Here is a 17,118-nt window from a genome sequence, read left to right on the forward strand (position 1 = left end):
GAGTGCGCTCGACTGAACGATTCCGTGGTGCCCGGGGCACGACGGACTCTGTCGCCGTGGGGCCCGCATCGAAAGGACCGTTCGGCCCGGTGGGCACGTCTGCGTCCTCGCACGTCAAATCGATTGTGAGCGTCGACAAATCGATCTGGTCGGAACGGCACCTGCGCTGTGAGACCCAACTATCGAGCCGCGTCCGACGGCTCGCCAGCCCTCCGATAACAATTTCCTTTCGTTCGGCGGTCGCCCGGGCATGCCGACTCGGAGCATCGCCACCCGCTTCGGACACCGGCACCGAGCCGACAAACAAGCCCCAATCATGAACTGACGGAACGGAATCGACCGGACTGCGCACGTAGAACCTGGGCAGTACAAAGGCGGCACGAACCGGCTCGACCGATACCGCAGGGTCCGAGAAATCGGACTTCTACGACGATTCATCTCCCGATGCCATCGGCACCGTTACACAATCTGTGTCTGCTTGCTGTCACGGACCCCCGGAGCGGGGTACCGTGTGCCGCACCGACCCGTTTCGCTCGTGAAGGAGCTTTCTGTTGTTCTCTGTTTCCCTGCCCCGTACGGTTTCTTCCAACTCCTCCTCCGCGCGAACGTTCAGTCGGTTCGGTAGTCGAATCGCCCGCACCGCAGCTATTTTCGCCATCGGATCGGGCCTGACGGTGGCCGCCTTCGCCGGCACCGCCACCGCGTCGGCGGCACCGGTCACGTGCGTGTCGCCGCCCTCGGCCAACGACATCCAGGTGAGTGACACAGCGAGCTGCGGAGCCACCTCGAACGGACCCGGAACCGCCACCGCCGGTGCCGCTGACAGCGGAACTGCCGTCAGTGTCAACGACGGGCCGGGCGCAACCAACACCTACGCCAACGGCTACGGTGTCGCGCTCGGAGCAAGCAAGAACGCGGGCACGGCATACGCGCTCGCACTCGGCGGCGGAATCGCGCACTCGTGGGCAGATGCCGGCCAGACGACCCTCGCGGTCGCAGGATGGGGATCCGGTGCCACATCCGAGGCACGCGGCGTCGACTGCGTCGGGCCGCTGTCGTTGGCACTGAACCTCACGAGCGGTCAGTTCTGCGTTCTCGGTAGCTGATTCTTCATCCGATCGAGCGGAGCCGACTACCCCGACACGGACCCGTCGAGGTAGTCGGCTCCACCTACGTAGACAGTCCGGCCGGACTTCTCGATGGGTCCGATTGCAGCCTCCGTCACAGCCGACGCGAACTCCGCAATGGTCGGGAGCGCACCCTGCGCGGTTCGCGCAGCGACTGAGTCCGGATTACGGCGTTCGAGCAGGGTGACCACGATCGTGCCCTCGATCATGTCCCCGGACACCACGACCAATTCGATTCCCCGAGAATCCAATTCAGGAATCATCCCACGCAGTGCATCCTCCCCCGCCCGTTTGCTCGCAGCAACGGGTTCGTATTCGACGGGGACCGGTTTCTTGCCGTGAAAATGCGCCTGGTGGCTGGTGAGGAAGACGTTCCGCGAGCCCGGCTCCATACGGGCGATACTCGCGCGAGCCAGAGCCAACGTCGCGATTGATACTCATCGCGTAGTCGGGTTCTGCACCGAACTCCAGGCCACCCGAGGCATTGAGAACCAGAACGTCGATTGCGCCGAACTCGGCAACGACAACGTTCAGCATGGCGTCGATCGCGTCAGCGTCGGTGACGTCGGCACCCACAGGAAGTGCTGTGCCGCCGCCCTCCTCGATCGCGCGCACCACGGCCTCGGCTCGACGCTTCTTCTCGCGGTAGTTCACCGCGACCGCAGCACCGAGAGCACCCAACTGCAATGCAGTTTCTGCTCCGATTCCCCGAGATGCGCCGGTGATCAACACCGTCTTTCCATCCGCCCGCCCGGTCATTCGTTCTCCACTCCTCGTAGTGCTTCGAATTTCGAACTGCTTCGATTTTCGAACCACTATGATGAGTCGAGATGGAAAAGGCAAACGAACCGCGCCGTGCCATGATGGCCGCGCTCGACCTTCTGGGGCAGCGCTGGAACATGCGCATCCTGTTCGAGCTACGCAGCGGACCGCTCGGCTTCCTCGAACTGAGGCGACGCACCGACGACATATCCTCGAGCGTGCTCGCCACCCGGCTACGCACTCTCGTCGACGCACGAGTGCTGGCGAAGGGCCCTGATGGCTCTTACCGTCTCACCGAGATCGGTGACGAACTCGGACCTGCACTCGAACCGCTATGGCAATGGGCACAGCGATGGAACGAGGACAGCGACCACACCGATCACCGCACGTAACCAGTCTCGGCAAGTGCTCAACGGGCACCTTTGCATTCTTGTCGGTGGGTCGAGATACTCTTTCTTCAGTTCGAACGCATGTTCTGAACTGGGGGGTCACCGGGGGGTGAAAAATGGCTGCACCAGTGGTGTCGTTGGATGCGTTGACCGCTGCCGCGCGGGAAGAGAATCGGCATGCGGCCCGAAAGATCGCTGCCTGCTACGACTTCCACCTCACCTGCATCGCGCAGGATGCGAAGCATCGGCAGTACAGCCGGTACGGACGCACCGAGATGGCACTCGCGTTGAGCTGCTCCGCCACCGTCGCCGAAGCGTACGTGTCCGTCGGCGTGGCACTGCACACCCGGCTTCCTCTGGTGAAAACCGCATTCGAGGCCGGTGACATCGACCTCCCCCGCGTACGTACGGTGTGCCGGATCCTCGACAACCTCTCCGACGACATCGTCAAGTCCGTCGAGGGCGACATCGTCGAAGCAGCCCGACGGTCGTCACCGGGTCCACTGGAGAACGAGATCTGGGACATTCTGCTGCGCGTCGCACCCGAGGAAGCAGCAGCACTACGCGAATTCGCAAAGAGGTTCCGCAATGTTTCCTACGCCCCGGCTGGGGAGTTGGCGCGGATCCGAGCAGAATTGACCGCCCCCGAAGCGGCAGCCGCATGGCAGCTCCTCGAGGAGATGGCCGACACGCTCTGCCCGAAAGACCCCCGCGGCAAACAGGAACGACTGTGCGATGCGTTCATGGCGCGAATGCACGGAGAACCCAGGCTGACATGCCTGTGCCAACGCGCGGACTGCCCGAAGACCGAGACCGAGACCGTATTGCCGGATCGTCGGGTGCCGTTGACGATGGTCACCGTCGATATCGCGACGCTGATCGGACTGCTCGCGAACCCTGCGTACCTGGCTGGGCACGGTTCCATCGATCCTGATCTCGCGCGGGAATTGGCGCGCAACAGTCAGTGGCAGATCCTGCTCACCGAAGCAGTCACCCTCGCCGAGACACTCGGACTGGCGGTGCAGAACCCAGAGACCGGGGAATGGGAACGACGCTCCGCTGAATCCACAGACACCACAGACGAGCCGAACAGGGCAGACCCCGAGCCGGCACAGCCGAACTCGGCAGCATCGAATACAGTGGAAACGAACGCCGCGGAATCGAATGCGCCAGCAACACAGACGGATACGGGTCCGACCACAGGAACGCCCGCGACAGGTACTGCAGCGTCGGATACACCCGCGGGAACCGGCGCGGTTGGGCCAACGAGAGACGCGGGCAACGTGATTGACGAATCCAGTGCCAATACTACTGACGACGCAAATGCCAATGCTGCTGACGATGTCGAGCGCGCAGGCGGTGCCGGCGCTGATCCCGCGGACAGCTCGCAGTCCGGTATCGACGCAGCCACTCGACCCAATACTCCGGGCACAGGCACCGGCACACAACGTCGCGCGCAGCGAGCCGCACCACCACCACAGTCGCCACCGGACCCAGAACCGCACCCCAGGTCATGTTCGAGCCCACAGCTCCGTTCAGGTTCGGGTTCGGTTGCACCACAACCTCATTCGACCACCACAGACGCCCCACCCGAGCCGTCCGCCGATCCCGACACCCGGCAAGGGCGTCGGAATGCCCTTGCCTCCGCAGCGGCCCTGTTCTGTACCCACACACCCGTCGGCCGGGGCTCACGGCACAGCTCTGCCCTCGACCTGCCGTCCGCAATCCAGCGCGTAGACCAGACGATCTACCCAGCAGCGCACACACCCTCAGCCCACGGACCCGCACACCGCACCCCCTCCGGCATCTACCTCGGCAATGCATCCCTCGCCGCAGCACTCGAAGCCGCCATCGCCGCCGACCCCACCCTCGGAACATCTTTCGGGCGCGACCCACTCACCGACCGAGCCCTGATCTACAGACCCGACGCCCTCACCACCGCCGCCGTCCGACTACGCGACCTCCACTGCCGCTTCCCCGGCTGCCACCGACCCGCCGCACGCTGCCAACTCGACCACGTCAACCCGTTCGACCACGCCAACCCCCTCGGCGGCGGCTGGACCACCGTCAACAACCTCCAATGCCTCTGCGAATACCACCACAGCGTCAAAACCGCAGGCTACTGGACCGCAGCCATGCTCCCCGGCGGCGCCATCCTATGGACCTCCACCTCGAAGACCACCCGAATCACCCTGCCAGCCAACGGAACCACAGTACCCATCATCGGCAACGACCTCCGGCCACACATCCCCACCCAACCCAAACGATCCGGCATCATCGCCTACCCCGACCCACCCGACAACCCGACCCCCGAACCAGAATCGACCAACGAAGAAGACGAGGAGCCGCCATTCTGAGTATCGGTGCGCTCTGCAGTGCCTACTCATGGCGGCCTCGCGAATTCTGGTCGCTGCCGACCGGCATACTCGATCCATGAGGTATTCACGTGCGCACACCCGCCCGAGGGCGCTGTCGTTGCACGGACGGATTCGAGTGTTGACGATGAGCCTGGCCGCGCTCGCCGTTGCGGTCAGCGCTCTGGCGATCTACCTCGTCGCAGAGCAGTCGCTTCGCTCGCAGATCATCGACCGTGTCGGCCGAAACAGCGATGCGCTGATCGCCAGCGCAGCGTCGGGAGTGCCGGCCGATCTGTTCGGGTTCGGGATCGAAGACACAGAAGGAACCGCGGTCAAAGTTGCGTTGATGACCACCGATGGCACCTTGGTGTCCTCGTCCAACGGCACCTACCCCTTCACCAACTCCGATGGTGGGCTCGACGATCCGGAGAAGGCGGTCACCGAGGGCCGCACCGATCGGTCACTGCGGGAGGTTCGCGGCTACTACATCTCCGCCGAGCGCACCGATTCCGGTGAGACGATCATGGTGGCCGAAGCCCTGAGCGGTACCTCACCACTGCTCGGAAAACTCACGCTTGCCCTGATCCTCGTCGGGGCATTTCTCGTCGCCCTCGCTGGTGTGGCCGGCGCAGCCGTCGCTCGCACCGGCCTTCGTCCGGTCAGACGGTTGCGCGCCGGAACGGAACGAGTGGCCAGGACGGGTGACTTCGAGCCCATCGACGTCAACGGAGACGACGAACTGGCGTCTCTCGCCAACAGTTTCAACGAGATGCTGGCTGCGCTTTCGCGGTCGCGGGCACGACAGGGACAGTTGATAGTCGACGCCGGTGCCGAACTGATGGAACCGTTGACCGCGCTGCGCACCAACATCGATCTGTTGATGTCCCTCGACGGCCCGAATGCCCCGGTCATGCCCGACGAGCAACAGGACCGACTGCGCGTGGAGGTCATCGAACAGATGGACGTCATCATCGGACTGGTGCACGACTTGGTCGACCATGCCAGAGAGCCCGCACCTACCCAGCAGTGAGAACCCAGCAGTGACGGTTAGCTGTCGCCGCCGAGCCGCTCGCTATTGTCGAACGATGAATGCCCCTTTGACGATCGTGACCGGCGGCAGCCGCGGAATCGGAGCCGCAGTATCTCGGCGTCTCGTGGCCGATGGGCAGGACGTCGTGATCGCCTACCGCTCCGATTCTGCGGCCGCCGACGCAGTGGTGAACGAACTGTCGAGCGCCGACCGAACGGTCGTCGCGATACGTGCCGACACCACCGACGAGCGGTCGGTGATCGATCTGTTCGCTGCTGCTGCCGAGATCGGCACTGCCACCGGATTGGTGAACAACGCCGGATCGGCGCGTGCAATAGGGACCCTGGCGAACAACGACATCGAGACGATCAGGGCAGACTTGGACGTCAACCTGCTCGGCGTCCTGACCTGCTGCAAGTACGCCATACACGCGATGGCCGACCACGGCGGTGCCATCGTCAACATCTCCTCCGCGGCAGCCACCATCGGAAGTCCCGGTATGTACGTGCACTACGCCGCGGCCAAGGCAGCCGTCGACACCTTGACGGTCGGTCTGTCCAAAGAGCTTGCCGCGCAGAACATTCGTGTCAACGCCGTCGCGCCGGGAGTCATCGAGACCGAGTTTCACAAAGATCGTGAGCGACCACGGAAGATGGCGTCGAGCATCCCCCTCGGCCGCCCTGGAGTACCCGACGAGATCGCCGGCGCGGTGTCGTGGCTGTTGTCCGAGGATGCGCGCTACGCCACCGGAACGGTCGTCCGAGTCGCAGGCGGGATGTGACGGACACTCGGCATGCCGATCAGCGAGGCCGAAGTCGATGCAGCTCGACGTCTGTCAGCCCGCCGCCATCGGCAACCGCGGTGAGGTAGGTACAGAACGGCTGCCGACGCCGGTCCGTCGGAGATCCAGGGTTGAGCAGCCGTAGACCGTTGTCGGCCGTCGTATCCCACGGAATGTGACTGTGTCCGAACACGAGGACGTCGGTATCGGGGTATTCGGCCGCCATCCGGCGCTCGCGTCCTGTGGCGGCTCCGGTCTCGTGGACGACGGTGAAGCGCACGCCGCCGAGTACCACGTCGGCACGTTCGGGCATGACCGCACGCAGCTCGTCGCCGTCGTTGTTTCCCCAGCAAGCGACCAGCGAACGAGATCGCTGCGAGAGTGCCTCGAACGTCGCGAGATTCACCCAATCGCCGGCATGGATCACCACATCGGCATCGTCGACGGCGGCCCACACCTGATCGGGCAGCACTTTCGCTCGGGTGGGCAAGTGAGTGTCCGCAATGATCAGTAGCTTCACGCCTCGATTCTGCACCGGCGTCCTGCTCGATGACGCGCGGGCAGGCCGAGTTCATCAGCGAAAGTCTCTGGATCGGGACGCAACTCGCAGATCCATCAATTGCAGATGGTCTGCCACCACGGTCACCGCCCCCTCGGCATTCTGCACTTTGCCTCGAATAAGCAACGCCGGAGCGGTGATTGCGAGTTTGCGGTACTTCGCCCATAACCCCACCGAGCACACGACGTTGACCATGCCGGTTTCGTCTTCGAGGTTGATGAACGTGACGCCTCCCGCGGTCGCCGGACGTTGACGATGCGTCACTGCACCGCCGACGAGGACCCGGTCGCCATCGGGGATCTTCAGCAGCCGATTCGCGGGCACCACGCCGAGGGAATCCAGCCGATCCCGGAAGAACTGAGTGGGGTAGGAATTGGGTGACACTCCCGTTGCCCAGACATCGGCCGACGCCAGATCGAGGTCCGTCATACCCGGCAGCGCAGGCGCTTTCGTCGATGCGCCGACGCCGGGGAGCAGACCGGGCCGCTCCCCCGCGGCCGCTCCGGCAGCCCACAACGCCTCTCGACGAGTGATGCCGAAACACCCCAGCGCGCCGGCCGTGGCCAGTGCTTCCGCTTGCGCCACCGACAGTTCGACGCGTCCCGTCAGATCCAGAAACGAGGTGTACGGCCCGTGTGCGTCTCGCGCATCGACGATCTTCTGGGCAAGTGTCGTCCCGATGAACTTCACGTCCGCCAAACCCATGCGGATCTCGAGACCGTCTGCCTCGAGATTTGCATGGCCGAGGCTGGCGTTGACGTCGGCACCGTGCACGACCACGCCGTGCCGTCTGGCATCGGCCACCAGAGACTGAGGTGAGTAGAAGCCCATCGGCTGAGCGCGTAGCAAACCGGCACAGAATGCCGCCGGATGGTGCAGCTTGAACCACGACGAGTAGAAAACCAACGAGGCGAAGCTCTGCGAATGGCTTTCGGGAAAGCCGAAGTTGGCGAATGCCGAGAGCTTTTCGTAGATTCGATCCGCGGCTGCACCGGTGATGCCGTGCAGATCACGCATTCCGTCGTAGAACCGTCCACGAAGCAATTCCATCTTCTCCGGAGACCGTTTCGATCCCATGGCTCGACGCAGCTGATCGGCATCGGCGGCGCTGAAGCCCGCGACGTCGATGGCCATCTGCATCAGCTGTTCCTGGAACAGCGGCACGCCGAGAGTTCGATCGAGAGCTTTCTTCAGCGACGGATGATCGAAGGTGACCGGTTCGAGTCCGTTGCGCCGCTTGACGTACGGGTGCACCGAGCCACCTTGGATGGGACCGGGACGAATCAAGGCGACCTCGACGACGAGATCGTAGAAATTACGCGGCTTGAGCCGCGGAAGAGTGGCCATCTGGGCCCGCGACTCGACCTGGAACACACCGACCGAATCGGCCCGTTGCAGCATCTCGTACACCGCATGTTCGGACAGGTCGATCGAGGCGAGGTCGATCTCGATGCCCTTGTGTTCGGCGACCAGGTCGATCATGTAATGCAGAGCCGAGAGCATCCCGAGCCCGAGCATGTCGAACTTGACCAAACCCACTGCGGCACAATCGTCTTTGTCCCATTGCAGCACACTGCGATTCTCCATCGTCGCCCATTCCACCGGGCACACGTCGGCGATCGGTCGGTCGCAGATCACCATTCCTCCCGAATGGATGCCGAGGTGACGCGGAAAGCCCTCGATCTGACGGGCGAGGTCGAGAACGGAATCGGGGATCCCGTCGCCGTCCTGATCGCCGATTCCGGACCACCGGGTGATCTGCTTGCTCCACGCGTCCTGTTGTCCCTGGGAGAACCCGAGAGCGCGGGCCATGTCTCGTACCGAGGACTTCCCGCGATAGGTGATGACGTTGGCGACCTGAGCGGCATGGGTTCGGCCGTACTTGGCGTACACATGCTGAATGGCCTCTTCCCGCCGATCCGACTCGATGTCGATGTCGATGTCGGGTGGTCCGTCGCGTTCGGGTGCGAGAAACCGCTCGAACAGCAACTTGTTGGCAACCGGATCGACGTTCGTGATTCCGATGGCGTAGCAGACGGCCGAGTTCGCCGCCGAACCTCGCCCCTGGCACAGGATGTCGTGGGTCTTGCAGAAATGAACGATGTCGTGCACCACCAGGAAGTAACCCGGAAATTCGAGCCGCTCGATGATGTCGAGCTCGTACTCCAACTGCGAATATGCAGCCGGGTTCGCCGACTGCGGGCCGTACCGCCGGGCAGCACCCTCGAACGTGAGCCGCCGCAGGTAATTGATCTCGGTGTAACCGTCGGGCACCTCGAAGGGTGGGAGACGAGGCGCAATCAGTTTCAGATCGAACGTGCATTCTCGACCCAGTTCGACGGCACCGCGCACTGCACCGGGATAGTGCTCGAACAGCTCCGCCATCTCCGCCCCCGACCGCAGATGTGCACCGCCCGTCGGTGCCAGCCACCCTGCCGCCTCGTCCAGACTGCTCCGGGCACGTACCGCAGCCATCGCCATGGCCAATCTGCGGCTACGTGGACTGGCGTAGTGCGCCGCCGTGGTGGCGATCATCGGCAGACCGTACCGGCGAGCCAGGGCCGCGAGAGCGTCGTTGCGCTCGTCGTCGTCGGCAGTGCCGTGCCTGGTGAGCTCGACGGTGACGCGCTCGGCCCCGAACCGATCGACCAGATCACGCAGCGCGAGATCGGCCGCCTCCGGCCCACCCCGCGAGAGCGCTTGGCGGACATGCCCTTTGCGACAACCGGTCAGGATCTGCCAGTGCCCTCCCGCCGATTCGGTGAGTTCGTCCACGTCGTACCGCGGCTCACCCTTGACTCCGCCGGCTAGATGCGCGGCCGCGATCCGACGCGACAGCCGCCGATACCCTTCCTGTCCACGAGCGAGCACCAGAAGATGCGTACCGTCGGGATCGGTCGCTCCGGCCCTGGACCGGTGGGTGTCGAGCGACAGCTCCGCACCGAACACTGTTCCGATGCCGAGGGCTCGTGCTGCCTCGGCGAAACGTACGACGCCGTAGAAGCCGTCGTGGTCGGTGATCGCAATGGATTCGAGTCCCAGACGCACCGCTTCCTCGACCATTTCCTCCGGCTGCGATGCTCCGTCGAGAAAGCTGAACGCAGAATGCGCATGCAGTTCTGCGTACGGTGTGGACGGCCCCACCGAATCGGGCCGGCGACCCTGGTAGGCGTCGCGTTTGCGCGACCACGCCGGGCTGTCGCCCCCATCGCCTTCGACGACCGGCTTGGGGCGCCCGGAGAGGACTCGCTCCATTTCCGACCAGGTGGGCGGCCCGTCGTTCCATCCCATCGAGACCACCTCCTTCACACCGTCACACACATCGTCGAACACTTGTTCTAATGAGAACACGAGGGTCCGACACGATCAACTACAGTCGAATCGCTACTCACCCCTTCCACAGAGCCGGAGCACAGTTGTGACGCGTTGGGCATCGTTCGTCGTATCGCACAAGCGATGGGTGCTCGCCGTCGTCGTCGCGGTCGTAGCCGTCGGCGGCGTGCTGGGACTGGGCGTCTTCTCGAAACTGAGTGAGGGCGGATACGCTGACGCAGGCAGCGAATCGTCACAGGTCGCGCGGCTGGTCCAGGGCATCGGCCAACCGACCCCCGACATCGTCGCGATCTACACCGCACCCGATGGACGCACGATCGACGACATCGGACCACAGGTGCAGTCGACACTCGACGAATTCCGCAGCCGCTACACCCTCGGAAACGTGAACTCCTACTGGACCGCGGATCCAGTGACCAAGGAATTCCTGGTCTCGAAAGACCGAACCAAGGCGCTGGTGACCATCTCCCTCGGTGCGAAATCGGGAGTTACGTTCAACACGTTCGGTGAGCTACCTCCACAACTCGTCGTCCCCGGCATCGAGTCGCAATTCGCCGGCGCATCGGTCGTGGGAGTCTCGCTCAGCCAAACCCTCGAGCGAGACCTCGTGCGCTCGGAGATCATCGCCGTCCCCATCACACTTCTGCTTCTCGTCTTCATCTTCGGTGGCGTGATCGCCGCAGCGGTACCGGTATTCGTCGGGATTCTCAGTGTGCTCAGCTCGCTGGCAATCCTGCGGGTGCTCACCGAATTCACCGAGGTGAGCTCGTTCTCGATCAACGTCGCGTCGCTGCTCGGCCTCGGCTTGGCCATTGATTACGGACTGTTCATCGTCAGTCGATTCCGCGAGGAACTCCGCACTGGGTCGTCGTCGATGGAGGCGACCGTACGTACCGTGTCCACTGCAGGGCGCACCGTCGTCTTCTCCGGACTGCTCCTGATCTGCGCGTTCGCGGGCATGCTGGTCTTCCCGCAGGCGGTGATCCGATCCCTCGGTTTCGGTGCCATGGCCGCGGTGGCCAGCGCCGCCCTGCTGTCCCTGACCGCGGTGCCCGCCCTGCTCGCCCTTCTCGGCACTCGCATCAACTCCTGGACCTGGTCGCGTACCGCCTCGGACCGCAGCGACGCACGCGCACACAAGTTCTGGGGTGGTGTCGTCACCCGAGTGATGAAGAATCCAGGAATCGTCGCCGCCGTCATCGTCGCCGGCTTGTTGATTGTCGCCACCCCGATTCTGAAGGTCTCCCTGGGGGAGGTCGACTACACCGCACTACCGAAGAACGACCCGGCACGGGCAGCCTTCGAAACCCTCGCCACCGACTTCGAGTCCACCGGCGACGGTGCCACCGTGGTGCTGCGGGGTCTCGACGGCGTCAAGCCTCAGGGCCCGCCCGTTGCGGAACTGACCGCAGCGATGAACACCACCCCCGGCGTGGCCCGAGCCGAATTCCTCGGATCCAAGGACGATTTGGTGGCATTCCAGGCGTCCTACAGCGAACCCAGCGACGGAACGACCGAGGCTCGGTCCCAATCGAATGCGGTGACTGCCCTCCGAGCGATCACTCCACCGGACGGCACCGAAATCCTCGTCGGCGGCGGACGCGCGAACGTCGACGACGGTAATGCCGCGATAGCGAAATGGCTGCCGGTGATGATCGCGATCATGGTGATCTCGACGTTGGTCCTGCTGTTCCTGGCCTTCGGCTCGATAGTGCTGCCGATCAAAGCAGTTCTCATGGCCGGGCTGAGCCTGGCAGCGACCTTCGGAGCACTGACCTGGGTGTTCCAGGAAGGTCACGGTGCAAGCCTGCTGGGAGTGACGCCCGGTCCGCTCGAGTCGACCTTCGTCGTACTCATCCTCGCAGTCATCTTCGGCCTGTCGACCGACTACGAAGTGTTCTTGATGTCTCGGATGGTCGAAGCTCGCTCGGCAGGTGCTTCCACCGAGGAGGCCGTTGTTTTCGGAGCTCAACGCACCGGGCGCATCGTCACTGCCGCGGCCCTGATTCTGATCGTCGTCACCGGTGCGTTCACGATCTCGGGCCTGTCGATCATGAAGTTCCTCGGCTTCGGCGTGATTCTGGCGCTGATCATCGACGCCACCATCATCCGCATGCTGCTGGTGCCCTCCTTGGTCAAGCTCATGGGCGAAGCCAACTGGTGGGCCCCGGCGTGGATGAAGAAGGTGCACGAAAAGGCCGGTATGGGGCACTAGCCGTCAAACTTACCGAGGAGTAAGGTCGCCTCGCATGGCGAGCTACATCGTGACCGGCGGTACCGGGTTTCTGGGTAAGAACGTGCTGCCCCGACTTCTCGGACGTGATGCGGACGCCCTCGTCCATGTACTCGTTCGACCGCAATCGGTCGCTCGACTCGAGAAGCTGGCCGACGCTCTGGACGGCGGCGACAGAATCCGCCCACTGATCGGCGATCTCGTCGAACCCGGGCTCGGTCTGAAAGACGTTCCGGCCGACGTCGATCACATTCTGCATCTCGGTGCCGTCTACGACCTCACGGCGGGAGACGAGCAAACCCCGACCAATGTCGCCGGAACGGCGTCGGTGATCGAACTGGCGAAAAGGACCGGCGCTCGTCTGCACCACATCTCGTCGATCGCAGTGGCAGGTGACTACCGAGGGACGTTCTCCGAGAACGATTTCGACAAGGGGCAGAACTTTCCGACGGCGTATCACCGCACCAAGTTCGAGTCCGAGAAACTGGTTCGCGGCAGCTCCGCCGACTGGCGGGTGTACCGCCCTGCTGCCGTGGTCGGGCACTCCGAGACCGGCGCGACAGACAAGATCGATGGCCCGTACTACTTTTTTCCACTGTTCGCCGAGCTGGCGAAACTGCCTGCGGTCCTGCCGATCACGGTACCCAAGATCGGACACACCAACCTGGTTCCGGTCGACTACGTCGCGGACGCCATTGTGGAACTGGTTCACCGAGACACCCCGTCCGGCAGCGTTTTTCACCTGGTGAATCCGGAGCCTCAGTCGATGGCCGAGGTGTACTCCGCATTCTCTTCGGCTGCCGGATCCCGCGCCAGAATCGTCGACATCCCAGGGAAGCTGGTTGCCCCCGTGGTGTCACCCACATCCGCAGCGGTTCGGAAACAACGCAACGCTGCGCTTCGCGATCTGGGCGTGCCGCCGGTGATGCTCGATCATCTGACTCTGCCGACCGTCTTGGAGTCCGCAACGACACAGAAAGCATTGCAGGGCAGCTCCATCGCACCGCCGCCGCTGCGGACGTACGCCGACCGCCTGTGGCAATACTGGATCGAGAATCTCGACCCCAAGCGCAACCGCCGAGACGACCCACGCGGTCCGCTGTTCGGACGTCACATCGTCATCACCGGCGGGTCCTCCGGTATCGGCAGGGCCAGCGCCGAGGCCGCAGCGCGAAAAGGAGCGGTGGTCATCGTGCTCGCGCGCGGCCAAGATCAGTTGGACGAGGTCGTCGAGCAGATTCGCGCCGACGGCCATGTCGCTCATGGGTATTCGTGCGATGTCACCGACAGCGAGTCGGTCGAACGAACAGTGAAAGCGATACTGCACGACCACGGGCACGTGGACATGCTCGTCAACAGCGCGGGCCGATCCATTCGCCGCGCGCTCTACCGTTCCACCGACCGACTGCACGACTACGAACGCACCATGGCCGTCAACTACTTCGGAGCGATTCGTGTGGTGTTGGCGCTACTGCCGCACATGCGCGAACGCAGCTTCGGGCATGTGGTCAACATTTCCAGCGCTGCAGTGCTGGGGCACCCTCCTCGGTTCTCGGCGTACGTGGCGAGCAAGGCAGCACTCGACGGTTTCACCGATGTTGCTGCAGCAGAGACGCTCTCGGATGGAATCACCTACACGACCATTCACATGCCGCTGGTGGACACCCCGATGATCACCCCGACGGGCGACAAGAACGTCGGCACTGTCTTCTCACCGGAGAAGGCAGCCGCGATCGTCATCCGCGCATTGAGCGACAAGCCGAAGCGAATCGACACCCCACTGGGAACACTCGGACAGTTCGGGGCCATCTTCAGCCCCAAAGGCAAAGATCGCACGATGCATCAGCACTACCGAAAATTCGCCGAGTCGGCCGCCGCCAAGGGCGAAACGCCGGTACCCGTCGAGGACGGGAAAGTGCCCTATCGGGTTCGGCCGTACGACCCGTCGACCCCCAGCGCGCGTATCGGCAAGGTCGTCCGCCGCATCGGCAGGTTGGTACCCGGCACCAGTTGGTGACGTGCACGTCAGGGGGCCACGGCAGTCCACAGGGTCCAGCGATCGCGTTCGATCAACTCACCTTCGGCCAGGCGAGCCCTCAGATGCTCGACCAACTCCGTAAGTTCGACGTCGGAGAGTTCGTGCAGGATCGAGCGGCCTGTTCTGCCCGCGATTTCGTCGAGGTATTCGTCAAGGCCGGAGTAGCGGCGACGGGTTTCCCAGAATTGCTGCGTAGCGACATCGACGAATCCAGCTCGGGACAACGCGTCACGGACATCGTCGACGCCATGCCGTCGTCGAAGTTCGATGTCCATCAGCCGTGGAAAGGCGTCGAAAAATAGCCGCGCGGGTTGGTTGCAGAGCCGGACAGCCCGGCGTCCTCGGCCGTGCGGTCCTGGATGATCACCGTCCCACCCGGTCGTAGAAGCCGAGCAGACTCGAGCGCCACTGTGTAGGCGTCGGGCAGATGGTGAACGAGGGCGCGAGCGAACACGATGTCGGCTTGTCCGTCGGGCAAGCCGGTGTGCTCGGCACCAGCGCAGACGAATTCGATATCTTCGGGCGACGAGCGTCGGGCCGATTCGAGTATCGGCGGACTCGAATCGATCGCCGCCACACGCGCCCCCATCGAACGCCAGGCCCGCGCATAGGTTCCGCCGCCGCACCCGAGATCGACCACGTGCGCTCCGACCGGATCGACGATACGGACGACGGCGTCGATCCAAGAGGAGTCGGCCTCACGGTTCGAGTAGGTGTTGTTGTTGCGCGGATCACGAAAGTCGATAGGCATGTGAACGAGTACAGCGAGCCACACCGAGGGCGTCCACCATTTAGTGTGGGGCTACATGTTGGCTATGCATCTTCGGGCCGCCGACTTGGCGGACACGTCACTGACCGTCTCGCCTCTGTTCGAGACGGTCCTGAGCCTGCGCACATGGACCGCTCCGAACCGGCACCCACTGCACGAGCCCTGGCGACGACGCGTCCGATCGGCATGGCAGCAGTGTGACACCGAGATGCTGACGGCGCTGGTCTCTCCCGATGGGAGAATCCCGGATTTCCTCGCACCCCGACCGCCCACTCAGTCGCCGGCTTTCGACGACGAGATCGCTGTTGTCGGGGCAACACCGGCAACCGAGATGCGACGCGATATCGCGGCCGCTTTCTCCGCTGACATTCCTGCGGTCCTCGTCGGTCCGGCCCGAGCGGTGCGTACCCGTGCAGTCCATGCGCTCTCGTACTACTGGGCAACGTGCCTCGAACCCGACTGGTCCAGGATCCGAGCAGTTTTGGATGGCGATCTGGACTACCGCGCGCAACAGCTTTCGCACTTCGGGGCACGAAAGATGTTCGAGCATCTCGATTCTCGTGTCCGATGGGACGATGGCGTGCTGTGGGTCGACAGGCTAGAGGACCAGGTGTGGGTCGACGTCGACGGACGTGGACCTCCTCTCATTCCGTCGGTGTTCGTGCACGGCGCGATCACGCAGACGAGCCCGACGCGAGCTCCCTCCCTGGTGTATCCGGCCCGCGGGCGAGGCGCAGTGTGGGACATGGGGCGGACAGCTCCGAACCGGGCGCTGACCAATCTTCTCGGCACCCAACGTGCAACGATTCTCACGCTGCTCGATGCGCCCACCACCACCGGGGAACTCGCTGCGGCACTGGCCGTCTCACCCAGCGCAGCGAGCCAGCATCTTCGCGTTCTGCGCGAAGCAGCGGTGGTGCGACGCGTCAGACAGGGACGATCGGTGTTGTACGTACGCACATCGCTGGGGGAAGAGTTGCTCGGGCGGAGTCGATAGACCGCCCACCTTCACGCTGTCAGTCGGTGATTCACCGCGCTGACATAGCAACACTCGACCATGGAGTGGGCGGTTCCCCCGCCATGGTGGCATTTCTGGCCGGAGGATACGTACGCAGAATCCCATCGGAGGAGAAGGCCATGCTCGAGGGATTGGGAGACGCGTACGCCGACTACATGGCACGCTCGAAACGATTGGTGCCCTTCGTTTTCTAGCCTGGTTTTTCCTCAGCGCAACAGAGCTCTTGCCCACACTCGCAGAAATCCCTGACTCAGGTATGTCAATGAGCCGATGGCCAGTATCCATTTGACGGTGCTGACCACGGTGGTGGCGCGGACAACGGTGTCGGAGATCTGTTCTCGGTTGTCCACCAGTATCAGCCCGACGACGTTTTCGATGTAGTCACCGGCAGCGGAGGCCACCGGAGCGACGGCCAATGCCGCCGTTACTGCAGGGCTCAGCGAAGTCTTCGCAGCCAAACTCCTCGCACCCGCACGCAGTGCGATGGCATAGATGGCCGGGTGGACGAAGTCGGGCAGATAATGACTGCGGAAGCGGGCGATTTCCGTCTCGTCCATGCTCGCCAGAATCTGCCGGTACCGCTGTTCGGACCAGGCCGTCTGCACGGCAAGCACTTTCGGTGCCGCGGGCCCGAGCAACCGGGCGATATTGGCCTGGGAGACGACGAACAACGCCGACCATCCCAGTAGCTTCCGATCCAGCACAGTCAGCGACATGAGAGC

The 17,118-nt window shown here is 63.7% G+C and carries 15 protein-coding genes and 1 pseudogene; 9 read left to right on the top strand and 7 right to left on the bottom strand.

The genetic code is table 11. The features are described from left to right. The first annotated feature begins 551 nt into the window (after window positions 1–551). Entirely contained in the window at window positions 552–1,106 is a 555-nt protein-coding gene (locus AB0P23_RS10995) for a DUF6764 family protein (RefSeq protein ID WP_176456807.1), read from the top strand. Window positions 1,107–1,132: 26 nt separating this feature from the next. On the opposite strand, the gene AB0P23_RS11000 is transcribed toward AB0P23_RS10995, so the two are convergent. Then, window positions 1,133–1,519, bottom strand: coding sequence for a hypothetical protein (locus AB0P23_RS11000; protein ID WP_346772350.1), 387 nt, complete (start codon window positions 1,517–1,519; stop codon window positions 1,133–1,135). A 142-nt stretch (window positions 1,520–1,661) separates the two neighbouring features. After that, window positions 1,662–1,886 (bottom strand): annotated as a pseudogene (locus AB0P23_RS11005) (SDR family NAD(P)-dependent oxidoreductase); the annotation flags it as partial. Window positions 1,887–1,957: 71 nt separating this feature from the next. Here AB0P23_RS11005 and AB0P23_RS11010 point away from each other — a divergent pair. The 4 genes from AB0P23_RS11010 (at window position 1,958) to AB0P23_RS11025 (ending at window position 6,446) form a co-directional block, all read left to right on the top strand. Beyond that, window positions 1,958–2,281, top strand: coding sequence for a helix-turn-helix domain-containing protein (locus AB0P23_RS11010; protein WP_032400124.1), 324 nt, complete (start codon window positions 1,958–1,960; stop codon window positions 2,279–2,281). Between the two features lie 113 nt (window positions 2,282–2,394). Continuing rightward, window positions 2,395–4,635 carry a DUF222 domain-containing protein gene (locus AB0P23_RS11015; protein ID WP_363797590.1) on the top strand — a complete coding sequence of 747 codons (2,241 nt, stop codon included), beginning with the start codon at window positions 2,395–2,397 and terminating at the stop codon, window positions 4,633–4,635. A 76-nt stretch (window positions 4,636–4,711) separates the two neighbouring features. Continuing rightward, complete coding sequence (locus AB0P23_RS11020; protein WP_032400176.1) at window positions 4,712–5,665, top strand: HAMP domain-containing protein; 954 nt, start codon at window positions 4,712–4,714, stop codon at window positions 5,663–5,665. A gap of 55 nt (window positions 5,666–5,720) precedes the next feature. After that, the gene (locus AB0P23_RS11025) at window positions 5,721–6,446 is read left to right on the top strand and encodes an SDR family oxidoreductase (RefSeq protein WP_283542197.1); all 726 of its coding nucleotides are present in this window, start codon (window positions 5,721–5,723) and stop codon (window positions 6,444–6,446) included. A gap of 19 nt (window positions 6,447–6,465) precedes the next feature. On the opposite strand, the gene AB0P23_RS11030 is transcribed toward AB0P23_RS11025, so the two are convergent. After that, window positions 6,466–6,966, bottom strand: a complete 501-nt coding sequence (locus AB0P23_RS11030) for a metallophosphoesterase (RefSeq protein WP_283542198.1) — start codon at window positions 6,964–6,966, stop codon at window positions 6,466–6,468. A gap of 54 nt (window positions 6,967–7,020) precedes the next feature. Then, window positions 7,021–10,296 carry an error-prone DNA polymerase gene (locus AB0P23_RS11035; protein ID WP_283542199.1) on the bottom strand — a complete coding sequence of 1,092 codons (3,276 nt, stop codon included), beginning with the start codon at window positions 10,294–10,296 and terminating at the stop codon, window positions 7,021–7,023. 127 nt (window positions 10,297–10,423) lie between these two features. Here AB0P23_RS11035 and AB0P23_RS11040 point away from each other — a divergent pair, with 127 nt between their 5' ends. Both AB0P23_RS11040 and AB0P23_RS11045 read left to right on the top strand, forming a co-directional pair. Beyond that, entirely contained in the window at window positions 10,424–12,553 is a 2,130-nt protein-coding gene (locus AB0P23_RS11040; RefSeq protein ID WP_167327208.1) for an MMPL family transporter, read from the top strand. A 34-nt stretch (window positions 12,554–12,587) separates the two neighbouring features. Further along, window positions 12,588–14,588 carry an SDR family oxidoreductase gene (locus AB0P23_RS11045; protein WP_363797593.1) on the top strand — a complete coding sequence of 667 codons (2,001 nt, stop codon included), beginning with the start codon at window positions 12,588–12,590 and terminating at the stop codon, window positions 14,586–14,588. A gap of 8 nt (window positions 14,589–14,596) precedes the next feature. Here AB0P23_RS11045 and AB0P23_RS11050 read toward each other — a convergent pair whose 3' ends face one another. Then, entirely contained in the window at window positions 14,597–14,884 is a 288-nt protein-coding gene (locus AB0P23_RS11050) for a hypothetical protein (RefSeq protein WP_283542201.1), read from the bottom strand. Continuing rightward, entirely contained in the window at window positions 14,884–15,360 is a 477-nt protein-coding gene (locus tag AB0P23_RS11055) for a class I SAM-dependent methyltransferase (protein WP_283542202.1), read from the bottom strand. The genes AB0P23_RS11050 and AB0P23_RS11055 overlap by 1 nt, the downstream gene beginning before the upstream one ends. 55 nt (window positions 15,361–15,415) lie before the next feature. Here AB0P23_RS11055 and AB0P23_RS11060 point away from each other — a divergent pair, with 55 nt between their 5' ends. Together AB0P23_RS11060 and AB0P23_RS11065 are read left to right on the top strand one after the other, a co-directional pair. Beyond that, complete coding sequence (locus tag AB0P23_RS11060; protein WP_363797595.1) at window positions 15,416–16,375, top strand: helix-turn-helix domain-containing protein; 960 nt, start codon at window positions 15,416–15,418, stop codon at window positions 16,373–16,375. A 26-nt stretch (window positions 16,376–16,401) separates the two neighbouring features. Continuing rightward, a complete protein-coding gene (locus AB0P23_RS11065; RefSeq protein WP_155288656.1) occupies window positions 16,402–16,590 on the top strand; it encodes a hypothetical protein in 189 nt (62 codons plus the stop codon). 12 nt (window positions 16,591–16,602) lie between these two features. Here AB0P23_RS11065 and AB0P23_RS11070 read toward each other — a convergent pair whose 3' ends face one another. Beyond that, window positions 16,603–17,112, bottom strand: coding sequence for a hypothetical protein (locus AB0P23_RS11070; RefSeq protein ID WP_283542205.1), 510 nt, complete (start codon window positions 17,110–17,112; stop codon window positions 16,603–16,605). Window positions 17,113–17,118: the final 6 nt, after the last annotated feature.

The organism is Rhodococcus sp. NPDC077669, from assembly GCF_040686915.1.
Classification (GTDB): Bacteria; Actinomycetota; Actinomycetes; order Mycobacteriales; family Mycobacteriaceae; genus Rhodococcoides; species Rhodococcoides fascians.